Source organism: Pseudomonas sp. Leaf59, assembly GCF_920984685.1.
Lineage (GTDB): Bacteria > Pseudomonadota > Gammaproteobacteria > Pseudomonadales > Pseudomonadaceae > Aquipseudomonas.
Map to the genome: position 1 here is coordinate 101,411 of NZ_CAKLBR010000015.1, position 19,659 is coordinate 121,069.

15 protein-coding genes and 2 pseudogenes are annotated in these 19,659 nt (G+C 63.0%); 7 read left to right on the top strand and 10 right to left on the bottom strand.

The annotated features are described in order from the left end of the window. Nucleotides 1-503: 503 nt before the first annotated feature. Entirely contained in the window at nt 504-1,010 is a 507-nt protein-coding gene (gene msrA / locus LUB09_RS16735; protein WP_209983249.1) for a peptide-methionine (S)-S-oxide reductase MsrA, read from the bottom strand. A 471-nt stretch (nt 1,011-1,481) separates the two neighbouring features. Here msrA and LUB09_RS24090 point away from each other — a divergent pair. From LUB09_RS24090 to LUB09_RS16760, 5 genes and pseudogenes are all read left to right on the top strand, one after another. After that, a pseudogene (locus LUB09_RS24090) lies at nt 1,482-2,201 on the top strand (PAS domain-containing protein); the annotation flags it as partial. 78 nt (nt 2,202-2,279) lie between these two features. Further along, nucleotides 2,280-2,486: pseudogene (locus LUB09_RS24095) on the top strand (methyl-accepting chemotaxis protein); the annotation flags it as partial. 239 nt (nt 2,487-2,725) lie between these two features. Further along, complete coding sequence (locus LUB09_RS16750; protein ID WP_231423088.1) at nt 2,726-4,348, top strand: methyl-accepting chemotaxis protein; 1,623 nt, start codon at nt 2,726-2,728, stop codon at nt 4,346-4,348. Nucleotides 4,349-4,441: 93 nt separating this feature from the next. Then, entirely contained in the window at nt 4,442-6,202 is a 1,761-nt protein-coding gene (locus tag LUB09_RS16755; protein ID WP_231423089.1) for a S8/S53 family peptidase, read from the top strand. A 31-nt stretch (nt 6,203-6,233) separates the two neighbouring features. Beyond that, the gene (locus LUB09_RS16760; protein ID WP_231423091.1) at nt 6,234-6,719 is read left to right on the top strand and encodes a GNAT family N-acetyltransferase; all 486 of its coding nucleotides are present in this window, start codon (nt 6,234-6,236) and stop codon (nt 6,717-6,719) included. Nucleotides 6,720-7,244: 525 nt separating this feature from the next. Here LUB09_RS16760 and LUB09_RS16765 read toward each other — a convergent pair. The 3 genes from LUB09_RS16765 to LUB09_RS16775 form a co-directional block, all read right to left on the bottom strand. Next, nucleotides 7,245-8,330 (bottom strand): GlxA family transcriptional regulator, encoded by a 1,086-nt coding sequence (locus LUB09_RS16765; RefSeq protein WP_231423093.1) that lies wholly within the window; start codon nt 8,328-8,330, stop codon nt 7,245-7,247. A gap of 23 nt (nt 8,331-8,353) precedes the next feature. Next, nucleotides 8,354-9,760, bottom strand: coding sequence for an amino acid permease (locus tag LUB09_RS16770; RefSeq protein ID WP_231423094.1), 1,407 nt, complete (start codon nt 9,758-9,760; stop codon nt 8,354-8,356). A 136-nt stretch (nt 9,761-9,896) separates the two neighbouring features. Beyond that, the gene (locus LUB09_RS16775) at nt 9,897-10,628 is read right to left on the bottom strand and encodes a BPL-N domain-containing protein (RefSeq protein WP_209983260.1); all 732 of its coding nucleotides are present in this window, start codon (nt 10,626-10,628) and stop codon (nt 9,897-9,899) included. 156 nt (nt 10,629-10,784) lie between these two features. Here LUB09_RS16775 and LUB09_RS16780 point away from each other — a divergent pair, with 156 nt between their 5' ends. Then, a complete protein-coding gene (locus LUB09_RS16780; protein ID WP_209983262.1) occupies nt 10,785-11,411 on the top strand; it encodes a glutathione S-transferase family protein in 627 nt (208 codons plus the stop codon). Between the two features lie 306 nt (nt 11,412-11,717). On the opposite strand, the gene LUB09_RS16785 is transcribed toward LUB09_RS16780, so the two are convergent. The 4 genes from LUB09_RS16785 to LUB09_RS16800 all read right to left on the bottom strand — a co-directional run bounded on the left by LUB09_RS16785 (nt 11,718) and on the right by LUB09_RS16800 (nt 16,956). Then, a complete protein-coding gene (locus LUB09_RS16785; RefSeq protein WP_231423095.1) occupies nt 11,718-13,454 on the bottom strand; it encodes an OPT family oligopeptide transporter in 1,737 nt (578 codons plus the stop codon). Between the two features lie 75 nt (nt 13,455-13,529). Beyond that, nucleotides 13,530-15,587 (bottom strand): methyl-accepting chemotaxis protein, encoded by a 2,058-nt coding sequence (locus LUB09_RS16790; RefSeq protein ID WP_231423096.1) that lies wholly within the window; start codon nt 15,585-15,587, stop codon nt 13,530-13,532. 267 nt (nt 15,588-15,854) lie between these two features. Continuing rightward, nucleotides 15,855-16,550 (bottom strand): tRNA (adenine(22)-N(1))-methyltransferase, encoded by a 696-nt coding sequence (locus LUB09_RS16795; RefSeq protein WP_231423097.1) that lies wholly within the window; start codon nt 16,548-16,550, stop codon nt 15,855-15,857. 16 nt (nt 16,551-16,566) lie between these two features. Next, complete coding sequence (locus LUB09_RS16800; RefSeq protein ID WP_209983270.1) at nt 16,567-16,956, bottom strand: addiction module antidote protein; 390 nt, start codon at nt 16,954-16,956, stop codon at nt 16,567-16,569. Nucleotides 16,957-17,295: 339 nt separating this feature from the next. Here LUB09_RS16800 and LUB09_RS16805 point away from each other — a divergent pair, with 339 nt between their 5' ends. Beyond that, nucleotides 17,296-17,457, top strand: a complete 162-nt coding sequence (locus LUB09_RS16805) for a DUF2986 domain-containing protein (RefSeq protein WP_209983274.1) — start codon at nt 17,296-17,298, stop codon at nt 17,455-17,457. Nucleotide 17,458: 1 nt separating this feature from the next. Here LUB09_RS16805 and LUB09_RS16810 read toward each other — a convergent pair whose 3' ends face one another. Further along, a complete protein-coding gene (locus tag LUB09_RS16810; protein ID WP_231423098.1) occupies nt 17,459-18,670 on the bottom strand; it encodes a YeeE/YedE family protein in 1,212 nt (403 codons plus the stop codon). Nucleotides 18,671-18,760: 90 nt separating this feature from the next. Then, complete coding sequence (locus LUB09_RS16815) at nt 18,761-19,555, bottom strand: DNA/RNA non-specific endonuclease (protein ID WP_231423099.1); 795 nt, start codon at nt 19,553-19,555, stop codon at nt 18,761-18,763. Nucleotides 19,556-19,659: the final 104 nt, after the last annotated feature.

Below are 19,659 nucleotides of genomic sequence, written 5' to 3' on the forward strand. Positions count from 1 at the left end.
GAAACGTAGCTTTCACTCTGGAAGTTAATGGTTAAAGGCTTGTCGGCTCAGCACTTTCAGCTCGGTGTGCGCCAACTCCTGCGATTGCACATGGCGGTTATGCCGTTCAGTTAAGCGCAGATCCCCTGTTGGAGCGAGCAAGTCGAATCGTCGCACCGCAGCTCTTCTCAAACACAAAATAACTTATTGATTTTAAACCTGAAGTTTCAGGCAGCCACATTCCTGTGGCGAGCGGGCTTGCCCCGCGTTGGGCTGCGCAGCAGCCCCAAAATCATGTTCTGCGTAGTGTCAGGTACACCGCGTTTTCTTTGATTGGGGGCGCTTCGCGCCCCAACGCGGGGCAAGCCCGCTCGCCACAGAAGCCCCAGTTTGCTGCGCGACAGCGCTAAGTCGAAGACTTGGCGGAGCCTCCCACAGTTGATCTCGTCGCTTTGAGCATTGCGTTCTCTTAACTGAACGGCATTAGGGCAAGCCCGCTCACCACAATGCTGATCGGTATCGGGTCAGGCGCGCTTCGGCAACTTCCAGCCCGCCCGCACAAAGTGACACGTGTACCCGTCAGGAATCCGCTCCAGATAATCCTGATGCTCCGGCTCGGCCTCCCAAAATTCCCTCGCCGGTTCAATCTGGGTCACCACCGGCCCCGGCCATAGCTTCGATGCATCAACATCAGCCACGGTGTCTTCGGCCACCTCACGCTGGGCTTCGCTCAGGTAGTAAATCGCCGAACGGTAGCTTGGCCCCAGGTCGTTGCCCTGGCGGTTGGGCGTGCTGGGGTCGTGGATCTGGAAGAAGAATTCCAGAATCTGCCGATACGTGATCACCGCCGGATCAAACACGATCTCGATCGCTTCCGCATGGTCGCCATGGTTGCGATAGGTGGCATTGGGCACGTCGCCGCCGGTGTAACCGACGCGTGTTTGCAGCACGCCGGGGTAGCGTCGCAGCAGGTCCTGCATGCCCCAGAAGCAGCCGCCGGCGAGGATGGCGGTTTCGGTGTGGTTGGTCATGGTTTGCCCTCACGCTGAATGGATATGCAGGTAGTTATGGGGCTGTGCCCGCCAATAGCAAGTCAACGCGTCAAACACCGATGCAAAACCAAAATAAATGTACAGTTTCTCAATAACCTGTCGACATAGATGGCAAGGTGCCATGGATGAGGCCCGCATCACTTATTGAGCCTTTACGCTATGTCCATCTTTGCCTTTCTACACCGTGACCGTCGCGCCCTGCACCAACTGACAGCGGCGATCAAAAGCGGCCAGCAGCCTCATATCGATCGCCGCACAACCGCCCCAGCGGTGCTTGATGCGCTGGCCGTGCTTGAATCATCCAGCCGTGAAGCGCAATCGCGCATCACCCAGCTCGAAGACGAACTCGAATCTGCCCGTGAATTGCTGCGCGAGTCGGCCGCCTCCGCCCAGGCCTCCGAAATCCGCTTCGACCTGGTCAACCGCGCCTCCAGCGAGGGCCTCTGGGACATGGAGGTGGTGGCGGGCGACCCGATTAATCCGAAGAACCGTTTCTGGTGGTCACCGCAATTTCGCAGCCTGCTCGGCTTCTCTGACGAGCGTGATTTTCCAAACGTGTTGGCCAGTTGGGCCGATCGCCTGCATCCGCAGGACAAGCAGGCGACGCTCGACGCCTTTGCGCGGCATCTGAACGACAAGTCGGGAAACACGCCGTACAACGTGAACAATCGGTTGGCGATGAAGGACGGCTCCTACCGCTGGTTTCACGCCCAGGGTGAAACGCTGCGCGATGAGCGCGGCACGCCGGTCCGCGTGGCCGGTGCGTTGCGCGATATTCATGATCAGCTGCAGCGCGATCAGGAACACGACGTGATCATCACCCGCTTCGAGCTGGCCCGGGAGATGCTTTCCGACGGTTTGTGGGACATGGAAGTGATTGCCGGCGACCCGGTGAACCCGAAGAATCCCTTCTGGTGGTCGCCTCAGTTTCGACGCCTGCTGGGTTTTGAAACGGTGCAGGAGTTTCCCGATGTGCTGGACAGCTGGGCCTCCCGGCTGCACCCGGATGACAAGGAGCGCAGCCTGAATGCGTTTGGCGCGCACTTGAATGACAAGTCCGGGCAAACGCCGTTTGATATCGAATACCGGTTGAAGATGAAAACTGGCGAATACCGCTGGTTCCGCGCGCGCGGCCAGACGCGCCGCGATCCGCAGGGTGCGCCACTGCGGGTGGTGGGCGCGCTGGTGGATGTGCACTTGCAGCATGAACAGCAAGCGTTGCGCGCGGCGGAGGGCGAGCACCAGCGCACGCTGGAAACCAACATTGCGCAGTTGTCGCAGATTGTCGGGACGATCCAGAGCATCGCCAGCCAGACCAACCTGCTGGCACTGAATGCCGCGATTGAGGCGGCGCGTGCCGGCGAGGCCGGGCGTGGTTTCGCAGTGGTGGCCGACGAGGTGCGCAAGCTGGCAACGCGCACCACTGAAGCCACCGAACAGGCGGCCGGGATGATTGCTCGGTAAATCGCCCATTTCAGGCGCCTCTCCCGCTGCGGCGAGAGGCGCTTGTTGAATCAATGAACAAGACGTAAAAAAAGCAAAAAAGTAGCGAACTATCCCCCCCTTTGCAGGCCGCCTCTAAAGTTAACAACAGCACGGCCGATAGTTAATTACGGAGCGCTTAATCCCTGCCCGAAAAACACAACAATCCCACTATATATGCCATGGATAGGCTCGTTTCAGGACCGAACATCATGTTCAGCAAACTAAGCATTTCGCAAAAACTTTATGCAAGTTTTACGGCAGTCGTTGTACTGATCGGTTTATTGGTGGGGAGCGCGTATAGAGGCTTCGAAACTGTAGAAGATGCTACAAATAGTAACGTGCACACTTATGAAGTATTAAGCGCCGCACAATTGGCGCTGGAACAGTTGATCAACATCGAAACCGGTATGCGCGGTTTCGTCATCGCGTCCAAGGACAACTTTCTGGAACCGTTGGTAGCCGGTGAAAAACGCTTTTTAGAGAAGCTGGAGTTGCTCAAACGCCTGACGGCGGATAACCCGGCGCAGCAGCAACGCCTGGCCAGTCTGGGCGACACGCAAAAGCGCTGGCTTGCCGAAGACATCGACCCGATCATCGCCCTGCGCAGAAGCCTCACCGCAAGCAAACTGCCCGATGACGAACTGGACGCGCGCATCACCGCCGGCGCAGACAAGGCCAAGATGGACAGCATGCGTGCGACCCTGGCTGAAATCACCGCCACCGAAACCGCCCTGCTGGCGCAAAGAAGCCAGGAAATGATCGATGCCAAGCACATGGCGCTGATGATCCTGATCGTGGGCGGCATCTTGTCGGCTGCGTTGTCGTTGATCCTCGCCACCTCCCTGGGCCGCAGCACCACTCGGCGCCTGCAACTGGCGATTGATGCCGCTACCGCAATTGCCAACGGCAAGCTGGATACGGTGATCGACACCAGCAGCCATGACGAGTTGCCCAAAGCCTTCGACCGCATGCAGAAACGCCTGCGGGAAATGATTCAACAGATCAGCGAAGCGGCCAACCAGTTGGTGGTGTCGGTGCAGCAGATTTCCGGCGCGTCGGAGCAACTGTCCGGTGCGATTCAGGAGCAGTCGACCTCGGCCTCGATGATGGCCGCCACCATTGAAGAACTGACCGTGAGCATCCATCACGTCTCGGAAAACGCCGACGAGGCGCACCAGCTTGCCAGCCGTTCGGGCGAGCAATCCAAGGACGGCGCGCGGGTCATCGAAAATACGCTGGCGAGCATGAACGGCATTGCCAAAACCGTGCAGCACTCCTCCACTCAGGTGGCAGGGTTGGGCCAGCACTCCGAACAGATTTCCTCGATCATCAGCGTGATTCAGGGCATTGCCGACCAGACCAACCTGCTGGCGCTCAACGCCGCCATCGAAGCGGCCCGGGCCGGCGAGCAAGGGCGCGGGTTTGCCGTGGTGGCCGATGAGGTGCGCCTGCTGGCGCAGAACACCGGCAAGTCGACCAAGGAAATCGCGATCATGATCGAGAAAATCCAGGCCGGCGTGCGCGAAACCGTCGAAAGCATGCGCGGCGGTGTGCTCGAAGTGAGCCAGGGCGTGGAAACGGCGGGTACCGCCGGTGCGGCCATCGTCGAAATTCGCGAAAGCTCGGAGAAAGTGCTGCAGGTGGTCGATCAGATCTCCTTCGCCTTGCGTGAGCAGACCATGGCCAGCCAGGACGTTGCGCGCAACGTTGAGCGCTCGGCGCAGATGGCAGAAATGAACAACGTGTCGGTGCAGGAGTTGCTCAAAACCAGCGGCGGCCTGAAGAACCTGGCCACCAGCCTTCAGCATGAAGTGAGCAAGTTCCAGTTGTAACCCACAGGCTGCGGGGCTGAGCTCGGCGCACGCTGAACGAAGCCCGCCCCGTTGCAGTCGGAGAAATATCCTTTCCGGCAAAGAACCTGGCTCATGCCTCTGAAAACCGCAGCCCTCGCGTCCCTCCTCTCAATGGCGGCCAGCACGGCCGCCGCCCAGGAGCCGTTGCGCCTGCAGAACCTGCAGCGTTGCGGCGACCTGCTGGAAAACCGTCAGCAAGCCTGGTGCCTGACCGCACGCGGCCTGGGTGACGCCACGCCGACACTCAAACTGGGCGCCACCGCCCTGCCGGCGAGCGCGGTGCAGCGTGACGGCAACACCCTTCGTGTGCATCTGGACGGCAGCCACTACCAAAGCGGACCCTTGTGGCTTGAGGACGGCGCCCGCGTCAGCAACGCTGCCTGGCTGAGCCTGCGCAACAGCCATGTGGTGGCGGCAAAGCCCAGCGAAGTGGCAAAGAACATGGACGGCCTGACCACCTACGTCGACCTGGTCAGTGTGCTGATCGAGGAAGACCATGATGGCCGCCAGGAAGCCGAGCGGCTGGCCCGTAAGTATGGGGCGACGGTGGTCGGCAGCATCGCGCCGCTGAACCTGTTTCAACTGCGCCTGCCCGCCAGGGACCTGGTGCAGCGCGACGCGCTGGTGTTGCGTCTGGGCAGCGAGACCAGCGTCGATGCGGTGGTGGTCGAGGAGTCGGCCGCCGAAGAGACCGAGGCCGCTGCGCCGCGTGAGAAGCCCGACAAACCCTCGGCGGACTCCGACGAGTGGGCGGCCAATCGCTTTCTCGATGCCGTGACTTATTACCAGAGCCGCCTGCCGGGCCGGCATTCGCCGATCCTGCCGCAACCGGTGCGGGTGGGGGTGATCGAGCGCGGGGTGGATTTCGACACCGCCGACTTTGCCGATTATCTCGGCGCCTGCGCGGCCAGGCGCACGTGCGTGTATGCGCGCGATACGAACACGCCGGACGGCCATGGCACCACGGTCGCGGGCATCCTCGCGGCGCGCTGGGATGACGGCGGCAACAGTGGTTTCCTGCGCGGGCTGGACAAGGCCAGCGGCGGCTTCGAGGTGATCGTCGACCGTGACTCCGATGCAGGCATCACGGCCAATATCGCCGCATCGGTCAACCTGGTGGAGGACGGCGTGCGCGTGCTCAACTGGAGCTGGGGCATCCATCGCGTCGGCGCCAAGGACGTCAACGGGGACGACGTCGATTCCCTGCTGCGCTCGGGCATCGCCATGAGCGGCTATGAAGAATTGCTCGAGGAGTTTTTCCTCTGGCTGCGCAAGGAGCATCCCGATGTGATCGTGGTGAACTCCGCCGGCAATGGCTCGGCGTTCTCAGGCACGGATGACTATCGCCTGCCCTCCTCGTTTATCACCGAGCAATTGCTGGTGGTGGGCGGGCATCAGCGTGGCGAGCGCAGCGGGCTGGCGGTTGAAGACCCGGCGTATGCGGTGACGCGCAGCTCCTCGAATGTGGACATGCGCGTAGACATCACCGCCGCCGCCTGCACCCACGCCTCCACCCGCGATGTTGGCCAGGAGGGCGCGGTGCACTGCGGCACCTCCTATGCCACGCCGATGGTTGCAGGGCTGCTGGCGGCCATGCTGTCGATCAACCCGCAACTGCAACCCGAGCAACTGCGCATGCTGCTGCGCCGCAGCTCAATGGCCATCGGCGAGAAAAACGACTTTGAACGCAGCGACGCCCAGGACCTGACCGCCCCCATCCTGCCGTCGGAGCGCAACTACCAACGCACCGACAAGGATGTAGGGCACTCGGCGCGGCTGGACATGCAGAAAGCGCTGGATCTGGCGGTGCAGAGCAGGACGCGTGTACGGTGATTGCTTCAGACTGAACGAGGTATTACCCATCATGGACGAAGCCATTACTTGCCGACGCGCAAGCGTGGATGACGCGATGAGCATGTGCGAGCTGGGCCAGTTGCTTAACGACGTGCACCACACCGCGCGGCCGGATATTTATGCACCGCCCACCCAGCACTTTTCCCGCGATTTACCGCACTGGTCGGGCCTTTTCGAAAAACCGGGGCATGTGGTGTTCATTGCCGAAGCCGGTGACAAACCCGTGGCGTTCATCACCGCGAGCGTATCGGCAAGCGCCGGGCCGCTGATGCAACCGATGAATGTGGTGCGGATCGGTTCGGTATGTGTGGCCGAGTCGTTCTGGGGCCGAGGGATTGGGCGTAGCCTGATGCAGCGCGTCAAACAGTGGGCTATCGAACAGAATGCTCAGGACCTGCGATTGACGGTGTGGCCATTCAACGCCCGCGCCGCCCGCCTATACACAGAGTTCGGCTTTGAAACGCGGGCTTTCGAGATGGGCATGCGCCTGCCATAAACCCATGGACGCAGCCGATCTCGGGTGGGAGCGGTCAAGCTTCAGCGAGGCTGCGATGCAGGCGACTCGGTCCGGCAGGTTCACCGCAGCGATCCCATCGCAGCCTCCCTGGGGCTCGACAGCTCCCACATTTGATTGGGGTCGGTCTTGTGGCGAGCGGGCTTGCCCCGCGTTGGGGTGCGCAGCGCCCCCAATCAAGCAAAACGCGGTGTACCTGATACGGCTCAGCGTCTGGTTTTGGGGCTGCTGCGCAGCCCAACGCAGGACAAGCCTGCTCGCCACAGGGAATCTGCGCTTAACTGAACGGCATTAGGGCTTGCCCCGCGTTGGGGTGCGCAGCGCCCCCAATCAAGCAAAACGCGGCGTATCTGATACGGCTCAGCGCCTGGTTTTGGGGCTGCTGCGCAGCCCAACGCAGGACGAGCCTGCTCGCCACAGGGAATCTGCGCTTAACTGAACGGCATCAGGGCAGGCCCGCTCGCCACAACCAGCTCGCTAGCCACGCAGATTCCAGCGTGGTGATCATCAGCGCCGTTGAATGCGCACGCTGGCGAAGGTCGGTTCGTCGCGTGCCTGTTCCAGGGTGCTTCTGGGGGTTGCCGGCGCGGGAGCATGCAGCGGCGGCGGTGAGGCGAGTGGCGGGTGCAGGCGCATGTCGGCGCGTTCGTCGCTGGGGGCAACGCCGAAAAAATCGCGGTAGCACTTGGAAAAATGCGGCGTCGACACGAAGCCGCAGATCACCCCCAGTTCGACAATCGACAGGGATGTCTGCATCAGCAGTTGCCGCGCGCGGGTCAGGCGCAGTTTGAGGTAGTATCGCGACGGCGTGCAAAACAGATAACGCTGAAACATGCGCTCCAATTGGCGCCGCGAGACCTGCACGTAGGCCGCCAGGTCGTCCAGTTCGATGGGTTCTTCCAGGTTGGCTTCCATCAGCGCGACCACCTCCTGCAGCTTCGGCTGCTGCGTACCGAGCAGGTGTTTGAGGGGCACGCGCTGCTGGTCGCGTTCATTACGAATGCGCTCGTACACGAACATCTGCGAGATCGCCGCCGAGAGTTCATGGCCATGATCGCGACTGATCAGGTGCAGCATCATGTCCAGCGGCGCGGTGCCGCCGGAGCTGGTGAAACGGTTGCCATCAAGGCTGAACACGCTGGTGCTCACCGTGACGCGGGCAAAGGCTTCCTGCATCGAGGCCATCAGCTCCCAATGCACGCTGCACTGGAAGCCGTCGAGCAGCCCCGCCAGGGCCAGCGCCCAACTGCCGGTGCACACCGCGCCCAATCGCCGGCAATGCAGACGCGCCTGGTTGCGCAGCCAGGCGATATGCTCGGCGGTCACGGCCTGTTGAATGCCGATGCCGCCGCACACCACCACCGCGTCGAGGCTGAGCGGGTCGCGGGTGGACGCATCCGGCGTGACCGCCACGCCATCGCTGGCCCACACCGGCTGGCCGTTGAGGCTCAGGGTCTGCCAGCGGTACAGCTCCTCGCCGGCCAGTTGATTGGCCATGCGCAACGGCTCGACCGCGCAGGACAGGGAAATCAGGGTGAACTGGTCCAGCAGCAAAAAGCCGATGGTCTGGCAGGCCGGCGCATCAGGTGCCATGGCAGTCACTCCCCAGCGGCTGATCAGGACTGCTCCAGCGCCACCGGCGTGACCGCCGACCCGTGCTGGCGCGCGGTGATCAGGCCGATAAACGAAATCACCAGCGCCAGGCCAATGGTCGACGACACTTCCAGGCGGTGGTCCGGCGTCACCATCATCACCCCCAGCGCCAGGCAGATGAACACAATCACCAGGTAGGTAAGCCAGGGAAACAGCCACATGCGAAAGGTCAGCTCAACGTTCTGCCGCAGCAGCAAACGGCGCATGCGCAATTGCGAAACCGCGATCACCAGGTACACCAGCAGCGCGATGGCGCCGGAGCTTGCCAGCAGAAACTGGAACAGCCCGGCCGGCATGAAATAGCTCAGCAGCGTGATGCCCGCGCCGATGATGGTGCTCGCGATCACCGCTGCCCGGGGCACGCCCGCCGCCGAGGTGGCTTTGAGCGCACGTGGCGCATCGCCGCGTTTGCCCAGGGAGAACAGCATGCGAGAAGAGATGTAAATCGAGGAGTTCATGCAACTGGCCACGGCGATCAGCACCACCAGGTCGACCATGAATTTGGCGTTGGGGATATTCATCAACTCCAGCGCACGCTGATAAGAGCCCACGGAGGCCAGCAGCGGATCGTTCCACGGCACCACCGAGATCACGATGGAGATCGACAGCAGATAGAACACGCCAATGCGCCAGATCACCGAGCGCGTGGCCTTGGCGATGTTCTGCGCCGGATTGCTCGATTCGGCGGCGGCGATGGTCACCGCTTCCGTACCGATAAAGCTGAACATGATGGTGATAAACGCACCCACCACCGCCGACAGGCCATTGGGCGCAAAACCGCCGTGTTCCTGCATCAGGCGGCTCAGGCCGCTGGCTTCGCGGTGCGGAATCCAGCCCATCAGCACGCTGAAGCCCAGGCCGATAAAGCCGACGATGGCGATCACCTTGGCCATGGCGAACCAGAATTCGAACTCGCCGTACTTGGCCACACTGAACAGGTTGGTGATCACCAGCAGGATGATCGACAGCAGCGCGAACAGCCAGGCGTCCACCTGCGGGAACCACTGGTTGAGCACATGCCCGGCGGCCAGCGCTTCAATCGGGATCACCAGCACCCAGAACCACCAGTACAACCAGCCGATGGTGAACCCGGCCCAGGGGCCTATAGCCTGGTCGGCATAGGTGGAGAACGAGCCCGTGTCAGGCCGCGCCACCGCCATTTCGCCGAGCATGCGCATCACCAGCACCACCAGCAACCCGGAGGCCAGGTACGCCAGCAACACCGCGGGCCCGGCGGCCGCGATGGCATGCCCGGAACCGACAAACAGCCCGGCGCCGATGATGCCGGCAATCGACAGCATGGTCACATGGCGTGGCTTGAAGCCCTGCGCCAACTGACCGCTGGAATCCTTGGAGTTGAGGTTAATCATTGTTTTTGTTGTGCTCTGCGACCCAATTGCGCACCACCATACGGGCGCAGAGCCAGGCGAAAAGGCCTGAGTACGTCACGATCGTGCCTGATGTCGACATGCACAAAAACGCAGGCCGCCCGTGACGCTGGCGGCGTTACTCCTGAACGCTGCGGATCAACGCACCGAACAGGTCGCCACGGGGCATTTTGTCCAGCGGGATATCGGCGTTCTCGAACCACTCGCGCCCGGCTTCCGGGTGCGGGCCACTGAGTACCACCACGCCCTTTTTATAGGTGTAGCGCGCGGCCGCGACGTCGCCATTGTGGTAGGTCGCGAGGGTCTGGTAAGGCGTGGCTGCGGTGGATGTGGGGAAGTACGGCCCGTCCTGATAGAACACGTAGTCCGGCTTGCCGGCCCAGGTGACGCGCACCGCTGCGTCGTCGATGCCGCTGACTTCAAAGCCCGGACGACCGGCTTCGGTGTCGATGGCGTCGGGGATCAGGCCGAGGTTGTTGTCGTCCGCCAGATAGGCGCCCATGCACAGGCCCAGGTAGCGGCCGCCCTTGGCCACATAGTTGCGGATAGCCTCGGCGCGCTCGTCGCCCAGGCTGTCGAGCGCGCCGGGAATGTCCTGGCCGCCGCCTGGCTGCACGTAGAGGTCGTAACGTGCGAGGGTTTGCGCGGTGATGTCGATGTCCTCGTCCGCGCCGACGAAGTCGACCTGGTAGCCGGGGTTGAGACGCAGCAGGGCTCTTTTCACATTTTCCGAGCAGTCATCGCACCCTGCCGGGCCCCGGTAGATGGCGACATGGGTGATCGGCGCGGCGGCGTACGCCTGGAAGGCGGCGAAGGCAAGGAAGGTGGCGACAACGGCGTGCAGTTTCATGGTGGCGGGTTCTTCACAGATTGGGGGCACGCGCATAGCCTAAAGCGAATGGCCGCTTAAAAAAGTTAACAGTTGTAAACGCCCTGGGCGATCCCGGGGCACTCTGCGGCCCTGTGACAGTCCATTCCTGCACACCCCCCTACTCTGGAGCCGTCCATGATCACCGTCCATCACCTCAACAATTCACGTTCCCAGCGCATCCTGTGGCTGCTGGAAGAGCTTGGCCTGCCGTACGAGATCAAGCGTTACCAGCGCGACCCGAAAACCAACCTGGCGCCGCCGGAACTCAAGGCAATCAATGCGCTGGGCAAGTCGCCGGTGATCGAGGACGGTGGCAACGTGGTGATCGAGTCCGGCGCCATTGTCGACTACCTCATCCGCCGCCACGGCGCCGGCCGCCTGCAACCGGACGCCGGCAGTGCCAGCTACGATCAGTACGTGCAATGGCTGCACTTTGCCGAAGGTTCGGCCATGTTGCCGCTGATGCTTAATTTGTATGTGGGCCGCCTGGGTGAAGCGGGCGCGCCGCTGCATCCGCGTATCGAGTCGGAAGTGGCCAATTACCTGGGGTATCTGGATAACGCCTTGGCAAACTCGCCCTACCTGCTGGGGGATGAGTTGAGCGGCGCGGATATCCAGATGAGTTTTATCGGCGAAATCGCCAAGGCCCAGGGCAAGTTGCAGGCTTACCCCAACCTGGCGGCGTGGGTGCAGCGCTTCCAGGCGCGGCCGGCGTATCGCAAGGCAGTGGAGCAAGGTGGCGAGTATGCGTTCGCCAAGTGAGGCGTAGAGCCGGTCCGTTGTAGCAAGCGGACTTGCCCTAATGCCGTTCAGTTAAGCGCAGACTCCCTGTGGCGAGCAGGCTTGTCCTGCGTTGGGCTGCGCAGCAGCCCCAAAGCCAGGCGCTGAGCCGTATCAGGTACACCGCGTTTTGCTCGATTGGGGGCGCATCGCACCCCAACGCGGGGCAAGCCCGCTCGCCACAATAAGCCCACACATTTTCCTTAACTGAACGGCATTAGGGCAAGCCCGCTCGCCACAGGAATGGGATTGGCTGAAATATCTCACGCCCACATCGGATCTGCCGGCTTAGCGAAACATCTGCCACAACGACGCCCCGACGCCGGTGATGCTCTCACCGGCAATCAACCCCGCTGCTGCCGTGATCGCAAAGCGCTGCGTCACACTCGGCCAGCGCAGGCTGACCAGCCAGGTGAGCACCGCGCCCAGCGCCATCATCAACGACACCGAGGCCGGCAGCACAAACGCCAGGCCCAGGGCGGCGGCACTCGGCAGGTAGCGCGCGCGATGGGCCGGCAAGGTGCTGTCGAGCACGCCCAGCAGCACGCCGATCAGGCCGGCGATGCCGATCGCCCAGCGAATACTCGGCGACAGTGAATCCAGGCCATGGGTGAGGGTTTGCGCCACGGCTTTCCAGGTGGCCACGGCCGGTGCCGGCCACTCCTCGGTAAGCAGCATGCCCTGCGGATCGGGGATCAGCGCCAGGTACGCAAACACGCCGACGATGCTGCCGACGAAGATCCCCAGGATCTGCGCAATCATCTGCTTGCGTGGCGTCGCCCCAATCGCCTTGCCCACCTTGAAGTCGTTCATCAGGTCGGTGCACTGCCCGGCCGAACCACCGGCGGTGTTGGCGCTCATCAGGTTGATCGGCACCTGCCCCGGCGCGACGATGCCGAAACTCAACTGGGACAATTGCCCGATCGCCCCGATCGGCGGAATGCCGGTGGCGCCCACCACCCGCGCCGCCACGGCCGCCAGGCAAATCGCCAGGGGGATGGTCAGCAGGGCCATGCCCAGGTTGATGTCGAACAGCAGCGCCTGCAGGCTCACCACCAGGATGATCGACAGCACGAAACCCGCCGCCGGCCCGGGCCTGGGCAGGGTCCAGGGCGTACCGCCGCCGGCCTTGCTCGAGGCATGCAACGCCCACAGGCGGATCGCCAGCGAGGCCAGGGTCGAGCACACCATCAGGCTCACGCCCGGCCACAGCAGCCATTCCACCAGCACGGCGAACTGCGGGCCACGGCTGCCCTCGGGCAGGCTCACCAGATGCTGCGCCAGCAACCACGGCCCCAGCCCGCCCCAGGCGAGCAGCGCACCGAGCAACAGGGTCAGGCCCACGCGCAAGCCGATGATGCCGCCAAACCCGAGCAGCAACAGCGAAGGGTCGGCGGTAAATGTGAGGCGTTCGAGCTGCACGCTCGGCGACCAGCGCGGGAACGCCCACATGAAGGTATCCACCCACTTGACCAACCCGGACAGCAACGCCGCGCCCAACAGCACTTTCAAGCGTGTCGCGGCTTCGCGGCCGTGGTTGTAGATGTGCAGCAAGGTCTCCAGGGTGGCCATGCCTTCGGGAAACTTCAGCGCCTTGTCATTGAGCAACGAAGGCCGCAGGTACCAGGCGATCCAGATGCCCAGAAAGCTCACCGAAAACACCCAGGCGATCATCGGAATCGGGTCCAGTTGGTGGCCGGTGAGCAAGGTGTAGGCCGGGATCGGCGCCACCAGCCCGCCGGAAATGATCGACGCCGCCGCCGAGGCGACGGTCTGGTTGATATTGCTCTCGTGCAGCGTCCACGGCAGTGGCGTGCTGGAACGCCTGGCCAGGCCTTGCCAGATCGCGTAACCGACCAGCAAGGCGATGATTGACATGTTGAATGACCAGCCGATCTTCAGGCCGGCGTAGACATTGGAGGGGGTCAACAGGATGCCGAGCACGACTCCGGTAATGACCGCGCGCGGGCTGAGTTCACGTTCGACGGGGCCGTGCAAAGGGGATGTTGGCGGGGTTGAAGGCATGCGGATTCCTTTCGGCAAGGGCACAGGGCGACTTAACAAGTGAGCCCCGTAACCCTCGAAGGTTCATCCGCAGCCTCAGCCCAGGCGGAACCGCGCGGTGTTGTCGCTCAAGGCGCGGCTGCCTCTGCTCAAGGTATCCGCCGCCTGGTTCACCGCCCGTGCACCGTCGAGCAAGCGCCCGGCCGCTTGGTCCACCTGCTGGATATTGCCGCTCACTTCATCTGCGGTGGTGGCTTGTTCTTCCACTGCAGCCGCGATCTGCGCCAGGGTGTCAGTGACGTTCTGCACCGCGCCGGCGATTTCACCCAGGCGCGTGCCCAGGCCGGTGACCGACTCGGCGTCGGTGAGGGCCTGCTCGCAGGCGGCGCCCATCAGGCTGACGGCCTGGCTGACCGTGGCGCGCAGGCTGTCCACCGTGCTGGCGATCTGCGCGGTGGAGGCCTGGGTGCGTTGCGACAGGCTGCGCACTTCATCGGCTACCACGGCAAAGCCCCTGCCCTGCTCCCCTGCGCGCGCGGCTTCGATGGCCGCATTGAGCGCCAGCAGGTTGGTCTGTTCGGCGATGCCGCGAATGGTGTCGACCACCGACTGAATCTGCTGGCCCTGCTGGCTCACCTGCTCCAGCGCGTTGGCGGTGTCGGTGAGGCGCTGGTTGAGTTGCTGGATGCTGGCGGTGGTGCGCTGGCTGTCGCGGCTGCTGTCTTCGGCGATGCGCCGGGTCTGCTGGGCGCTGCCGGATGCCTGCTCGCAGCTTCTGGCCACGCCCATCGACGTGGCCGCCAGTTGGGTGGCAGCGGCGGCGATCTGGCTGATCTGGTGCTGCTGGTCTTCAACCTCGTTGAGGGTACTGCCCGACTGGGCATTGAGGGTCAGCACCGCCGAACCGAGCTGCTGGGTCTCGTGGTTGACGCCGAGCAGGCTGGTGCGCAACTGCGCCACGGCAACGTTGAGCGCGGCGCTGATGGCGGCCAGTTCGTCACGGCCTTGCACCGCCACTTCCACGCACAGGTTGCCGTCGCGCAACGACTCGGCCAGCGTGGTGATACCGCTGGCACTGCGTTGAATCGAGGCCTGCAGGCACATGAACAGGTACAGCGCCGCCAGGGCCAGCAGGCTGAACGTGGCCGCCACCGGCACGAACTGCTGCAGGGAACGGGCGTGGTAATAGTTCAGGCGCGCGTCCAGCGAGTTCAGCGACTGGTTGCGCAGCGCGCCGAGGCCGCCGAGCATGGCGTCGACACTGCGGTCGAAGGCGGCGCTGTCGAGCTTGATGGTGCCGCCGAACACGCCGTCGTCGAGGATTTTGAGTTCGCTGTCGAGCAGTTGCAGGCTGTTATCGTACTGCGCGCTCCACGCCTCGAGACCGGCGTAGGGCTTGGCCTTGAGCGAGGCGGCGGCCTTGACCAACTGGTCCCGCGCGTCGCCGATGCGGCTACGCAGGTCGCGCATCTGCAAGCGGCTTTGCAGGGTGAACTGCCCGGACGCGATGGACGACTGCCCCACACTGGCCATGCGCCCAACGCGTTCGATCAGGTCCGGCGTCTGCTGGGTGGAGATCTGCATCAACAGGTAGGTTTCCAGCCACGGGTCGAGGATCAGGCCGGTGTCGAGGGCGATTTGCTCGCGCAGGCCTTGCATCGCGGTCAGCGCCGAAGTGAAGCGGTCGTAGCCGTCCGGCCACCAGCCGACGGTGCGCAGGGATTGCGTGTCCATGCCTTTGACCGTCGCTTGCAACGCCGTAAACCGGGCCAGGGTTTCGGCGCTGGCCTGCTGGGCAGCGAGCGTGTCGCCCAGGGCTTGCAGGCTCTGCTGGATCATGGGGTTAAAGGCATCGACCTTGTCCATCGCCGCTTTGGCTGCCGGGGTGGGTTCGCGCAGCAGGTCCACCGCTTTCCACCGCGCGGCCAGGTTGCGCTGGGCGGTGAGTTGGCTGTCGAGGGAGTCCATGGCCAACAGTTGCTGAACGCCGGACTTTTCGCTGGAAATCACCGCACTTTTCTCGCGGTAGTCCGCCGCGATCATCCACAGGCTGCCGACCAGCGGCAGCATGAACAGGAGGAATAGAATCTGAAACTTGCGCGCAAAACCGAAGCGCCCGAGCAGGCGCATACCGGGTGATAACAGACTGTGCATTGCCGACAACTCCTGGAACAACCCACACCGTGCACGGCGAGGCGAAGCCTTGAAACGACTAACGGCAAAATGCCATGTCATTGATTGGGCTGGCACAAGCAAGATATGGGCCGCTGGCCACAGGCCCGGAATTGGCGGTGTGGCGAGGAGCCGCCCCGTGAGAGGTGCGCAAAATTGGGGCGAAAGCACTCAGTGTGTGGCGCACACTGTAACCGGGCACCGGATTGGTGCGGCGCCCTGTGGGAATGCGCTGATCATGGCGAGGTATTACGCCAGCAAGGCGGTGATCCATCGCACCTGCCGTTGAAGTGCTTGCAGCCTGTGTTCCGGGCCCCCTTGCAACGCTCGCTCGAAGCCTGCGAGGGTGCGTTGCTTCAGGCACAACAGACGCTGCCACTTGGCGAAAAATACCGGGCTGCGCGCCTGCAGGTTCAGCGGGCCGAAGTACAGTTGTTCGGGCGTATAGGCGACCGGCCCGGTACGTTCGGCAACGATGATTTCGTAGTAGAAACGGTTCTCGTGCAGCAGTTCCTCGTGGAGGATTCGGTAGCCGTTGTCCATCAGCCACTGACGCAGCGGTTGCTCACCGCCATTGGGCTGCAGGATCAGGCGTTCCTGGCCGGTGAGACGCGCCTTGCCAGCGTCGAGAATGTCGCGAATCGTCTCCCCGCCCATGCCGCACAGGCTGATGGCGGTAATCCCGTCATCCGGTTCGATAGCCGCCAGCCCACTGGCCAGGCGCACCCTGATCAGCGGCTCCAGACCGTTCTCACGGACACTGCGCTCGGCCGCCCGAAAGGGCGTCTCGGCCACCTCCCCTGCCACCGCCGCCGTGATCACCCCGCGATGCACCAACGCCACCGGCAGGTAACCGTGATCGGAACCGATGTCCGCCAGGCGCGCCCCCGCCGGCACCTGCGCCGCCACGCGCGCAAGGCGCCGGGATAATGTGTGTTCGTTCAACTGTGGGTCCTTTGGATCATGAATCGCCGGCGACGGCATGTTTGGCCCGTACCGTTTTTTGACTGGCAGGTGCAGCCATTGGCCGCACCGTCAGCTCGACGCCCAGCGCCGCCATCAATTTCTGGACAGTCTCATAGCGCGTTTTGCTACCGCCCTTCAGGGTTTTATACAGACTCTCTCGGTTCACCCCGGCTGCCTCTGCCACCTTGCTCACGCCCAACGCTTTAGCGACCTCGGCCAGCGCCTTCATCAGCAACTGCGGGTCATTGGCCTGCATGCTGTGCGCCAGGTAAGCACTGATGGATTCCGGGCTGTCGAGGAAGCGCGAAGCTTCATAGGTGCGGGTGCCGGTAGTGTCCAGGTCGAGGATCGGCATGTCCTCTGGCTTGAATTTTGACTCGCTCATCTCACTGACCTCTCAGGGCATCAAGAATCTCTTTTGCCCGTTTGATTTCGAGCCATGTATCGAACTCTGGCGTCCTGCCGATCAAATTGGTCACAGTATCAGTTGTAGCCTATCGGCTACTCCTTGCCAATGCTAGTGGATTTTAGATGCCGGTGCGTACCGGTCAAAAAACCTAGTCCAGCCCGTGTAGTGGCTGCTTATCGATTCTATTAACGCTTGTTTCCAGGTTGGATCGCGTCGCGCAATCAAGCCAGGTAAACCACTTGAGCCCGACCAGCCAGCGGTCATGCCAACTCAAACTGCTATCATCCGCGCCTGCACACATCCGGACTGGAAACCATGAACCGTCAAAAGAAACTGCAGCAACTTTTCAAGGCGAAGGCGAAGAAGGCCAATGCCAAATTGGCGCCTAAAAGCAAAGACAAATACATCAGCAAGGCCGAGCGGGAAAGGCTGGCGAACGAAGCGGATCAAACACCCGGGCTTTCCCCGCAGAGCTGATTCAGCAACCGTTCAACGCCACCTGCGGCCTTTCACCTGCGAAGAAAAACGGCCGCAGGCGCACACCCACGCCGTTGCCGATAAACGCCGCCACCAGCCACACCCAGCCATGCAGGCTGCCCGAGGCAATGCCGCTGAAGTACGCGCCGATGTTGCAGCCGTAGGCCAGGCGCGAGCCGTAGCCGAGCAGCAGCCCGCCGATCACTGCGGCTATCAGCGAACGCGCGGGGATTTTCAGGCTGGGGGCGAAGCGTCCGGCCAGGCCTGCGGCCAGCAGCGCGCCGAGAACGATGCCGATGTCCATCACGCTGGTAATGTCTTCCCATACCGGCGCGGCCAGGGCCTTGGCATTGCCGGGCATCTGCCAGAACGCCCAGCCGGACACGTCCACCCCCAACCCGCTCGCCACCTTGGCGCCCCACAGCGCGAACGCTGAGGTGATGCCCCACGGCCGACCGGCCAGGGCCAGGGTGGCGTAGTTGAGCAGCGCCAGGCCAATCGCGCCCCACACCAGCGGCCACGGCCCGCGCAGAAAGCGGCGCAGCCCCTGGTGCTCGCTTGTCACGCCTTCTTCAAGCTGGCCGTGCCGGGCTTTTTCCAGGCGCACGGTCAGCAACGCAATCGCCGCAAACACCACCAGGCTCAGGACCAATGCTGGTACTACGCCAAAACTCCTGACGATGGACATCGCCGGGAACGCCGGCAGCGCAAACCACCAATCCACATGGTGCGTGGCGATCAGCGAACCACAGATAAAGAACAACAGTGTCACCAGCATGCGCGCATTGCCGCCGCCCACGGTGAACAAGGTGCCCGACGCACAGCCGCCCCCCAGTTGCATGCCGATGCCGAAGATAAAGGCGCCAAATACCACCGACACCCCGGCCGGCGCCACCAGCCCCACCACCGGCTGGCCAAACAGCGTGCCCGCGCCCAGCGCCGGGAAAAACAGCAGCACCGCCACCGCCAGCATCACCATCTGCGCACGCAGCCCGGCACCGCGCCGGTCCTTGATGAACACGCGCCACGCCGAGGTGAAACCGAAGGCGGCGTGGTAGAGGGTCAGGCCCAGGGCAGCGCCGACCACCAGCAACAGCACCTGGCGCGCGCCGACCGTGTTTTGCAGGAACAGCGCGCCGGCGACCAGCAGGATAAAGGCCAGCAGCGGCGCGACTGGCTTGCGCGTGGGCGCCAGCGAAAGGGAGGTGCTCATGGAGATCTCGTTTGACGTTGATTGCAGGACGGTCAGTATGCCGTTTTTTCGTAGCAGCCGGCTCACCCGCTCCTACAGTGGGACGCTCGATCAGCCACGGCCTATCGAACCGCTCACCGGCAGATTGCCCAACAACTTCAGCCCGGTGGTTTTCACGAAGCTGTCGTAATCCATCGGCCGTTGAATGCGGGTTTCCGAATTAGGCAGCACATAGGCCCAGGCACGTTTGGAAGCGGCGTCATACACCAGTTTGAACAGCCGCGTCGGCACCCACACCTTATTGCGGCCAATGGTGCCGTAGCCCGCGTCGAACAACGGCCCGGTGAACACAAACACATCGCCGCCCGCGCGCGCGGCGAACTTGCGCACATCGGACTCGACCTTGCTCCAGATCTTGCGGTTGTTGGTGGGGTCTTGCGGCACCATGTTCGACAGCGCGAACGACTGCGCCATGGCATGCGCGTCTGGCGCGTCGGCGGCCGGCGACTGGTGGCCGCGGTCCACCGCAGGGTGCTGGGCATGGTAGTCACTCAGCTCCGCGCGACCGCCTTTGGGAATGCGCGGGTCGGCGTAGAACTGGTTGGTACGCTCTTCGCCTTTCGCAGCTTTCAACAAGGCGGCGTTGAGGCGTTCGACCACCACCAGCGGCGTCTTGCTGGTTTGCGAGTAGAGCACGGCAAAGTTGTCGGAACACAGCGCCAGCGGTTTCAGGCTGGCGGTTACGGTAGCGGTGTTGATCGGTGCGGCCGGGAACAGGTCGGCGCAGCTGTCAAAGGACAGGCGCTTTTCGTCGTTCGAGTAGAGGGCCGACAGGTTGCGGGCGTGGGCGACAGGCGCGAGCAAAACCAGGGCGGATAATGCGACGGCAATAATACGTAAGTGCATGTTTCATATCTTGAAAGTGGGGGCCTGTTGACCGCCCTTTTTCACTTTAGTGCCTGCCCGGCCTGGTCTGTTACCTTCGGCAAATCCCAGGCAAAAAAAAGCCT

Coding starts and splice junctions, on each gene's coding strand:
- LUB09_RS16790 (WP_231423096.1), bottom strand. CDS start 15,587: ATGCACAGTCTGTTATCACCCGGTATGCGCCTGCTCGGGCGCTTCGGT.
- LUB09_RS16755 (WP_231423089.1), top strand. CDS start 4,442: ATGCCTCTGAAAACCGCAGCCCTCGCGTCCCTCCTCTCAATGGCGGCC.
- LUB09_RS16750 (WP_231423088.1), top strand. CDS start 2,726: ATGTTCAGCAAACTAAGCATTTCGCAAAAACTTTATGCAAGTTTTACG.
- msrA (WP_209983249.1), bottom strand. CDS start 1,010: ATGACCAACCACACCGAAACCGCCATCCTCGCCGGCGGCTGCTTCTGG.
- LUB09_RS16805 (WP_209983274.1), top strand. CDS start 17,296: ATGAACCGTCAAAAGAAACTGCAGCAACTTTTCAAGGCGAAGGCGAAG.
- LUB09_RS16785 (WP_231423095.1), bottom strand. CDS start 13,454: ATGCCTTCAACCCCGCCAACATCCCCTTTGCACGGCCCCGTCGAACGT.
- LUB09_RS16770 (WP_231423094.1), bottom strand. CDS start 9,760: ATGATTAACCTCAACTCCAAGGATTCCAGCGGTCAGTTGGCGCAGGGC.
- LUB09_RS16780 (WP_209983262.1), top strand. CDS start 10,785: ATGATCACCGTCCATCACCTCAACAATTCACGTTCCCAGCGCATCCTG.
- LUB09_RS16800 (WP_209983270.1), bottom strand. CDS start 16,956: ATGAGCGAGTCAAAATTCAAGCCAGAGGACATGCCGATCCTCGACCTG.
- LUB09_RS16810 (WP_231423098.1), bottom strand. CDS start 18,670: ATGAGCACCTCCCTTTCGCTGGCGCCCACGCGCAAGCCAGTCGCGCCG.
- LUB09_RS16760 (WP_231423091.1), top strand. CDS start 6,234: ATGGACGAAGCCATTACTTGCCGACGCGCAAGCGTGGATGACGCGATG.
- LUB09_RS16775 (WP_209983260.1), bottom strand. CDS start 10,628: ATGAAACTGCACGCCGTTGTCGCCACCTTCCTTGCCTTCGCCGCCTTC.
- LUB09_RS16765 (WP_231423093.1), bottom strand. CDS start 8,330: ATGGCACCTGATGCGCCGGCCTGCCAGACCATCGGCTTTTTGCTGCTG.
- LUB09_RS16815 (WP_231423099.1), bottom strand. CDS start 19,555: ATGCACTTACGTATTATTGCCGTCGCATTATCCGCCCTGGTTTTGCTC.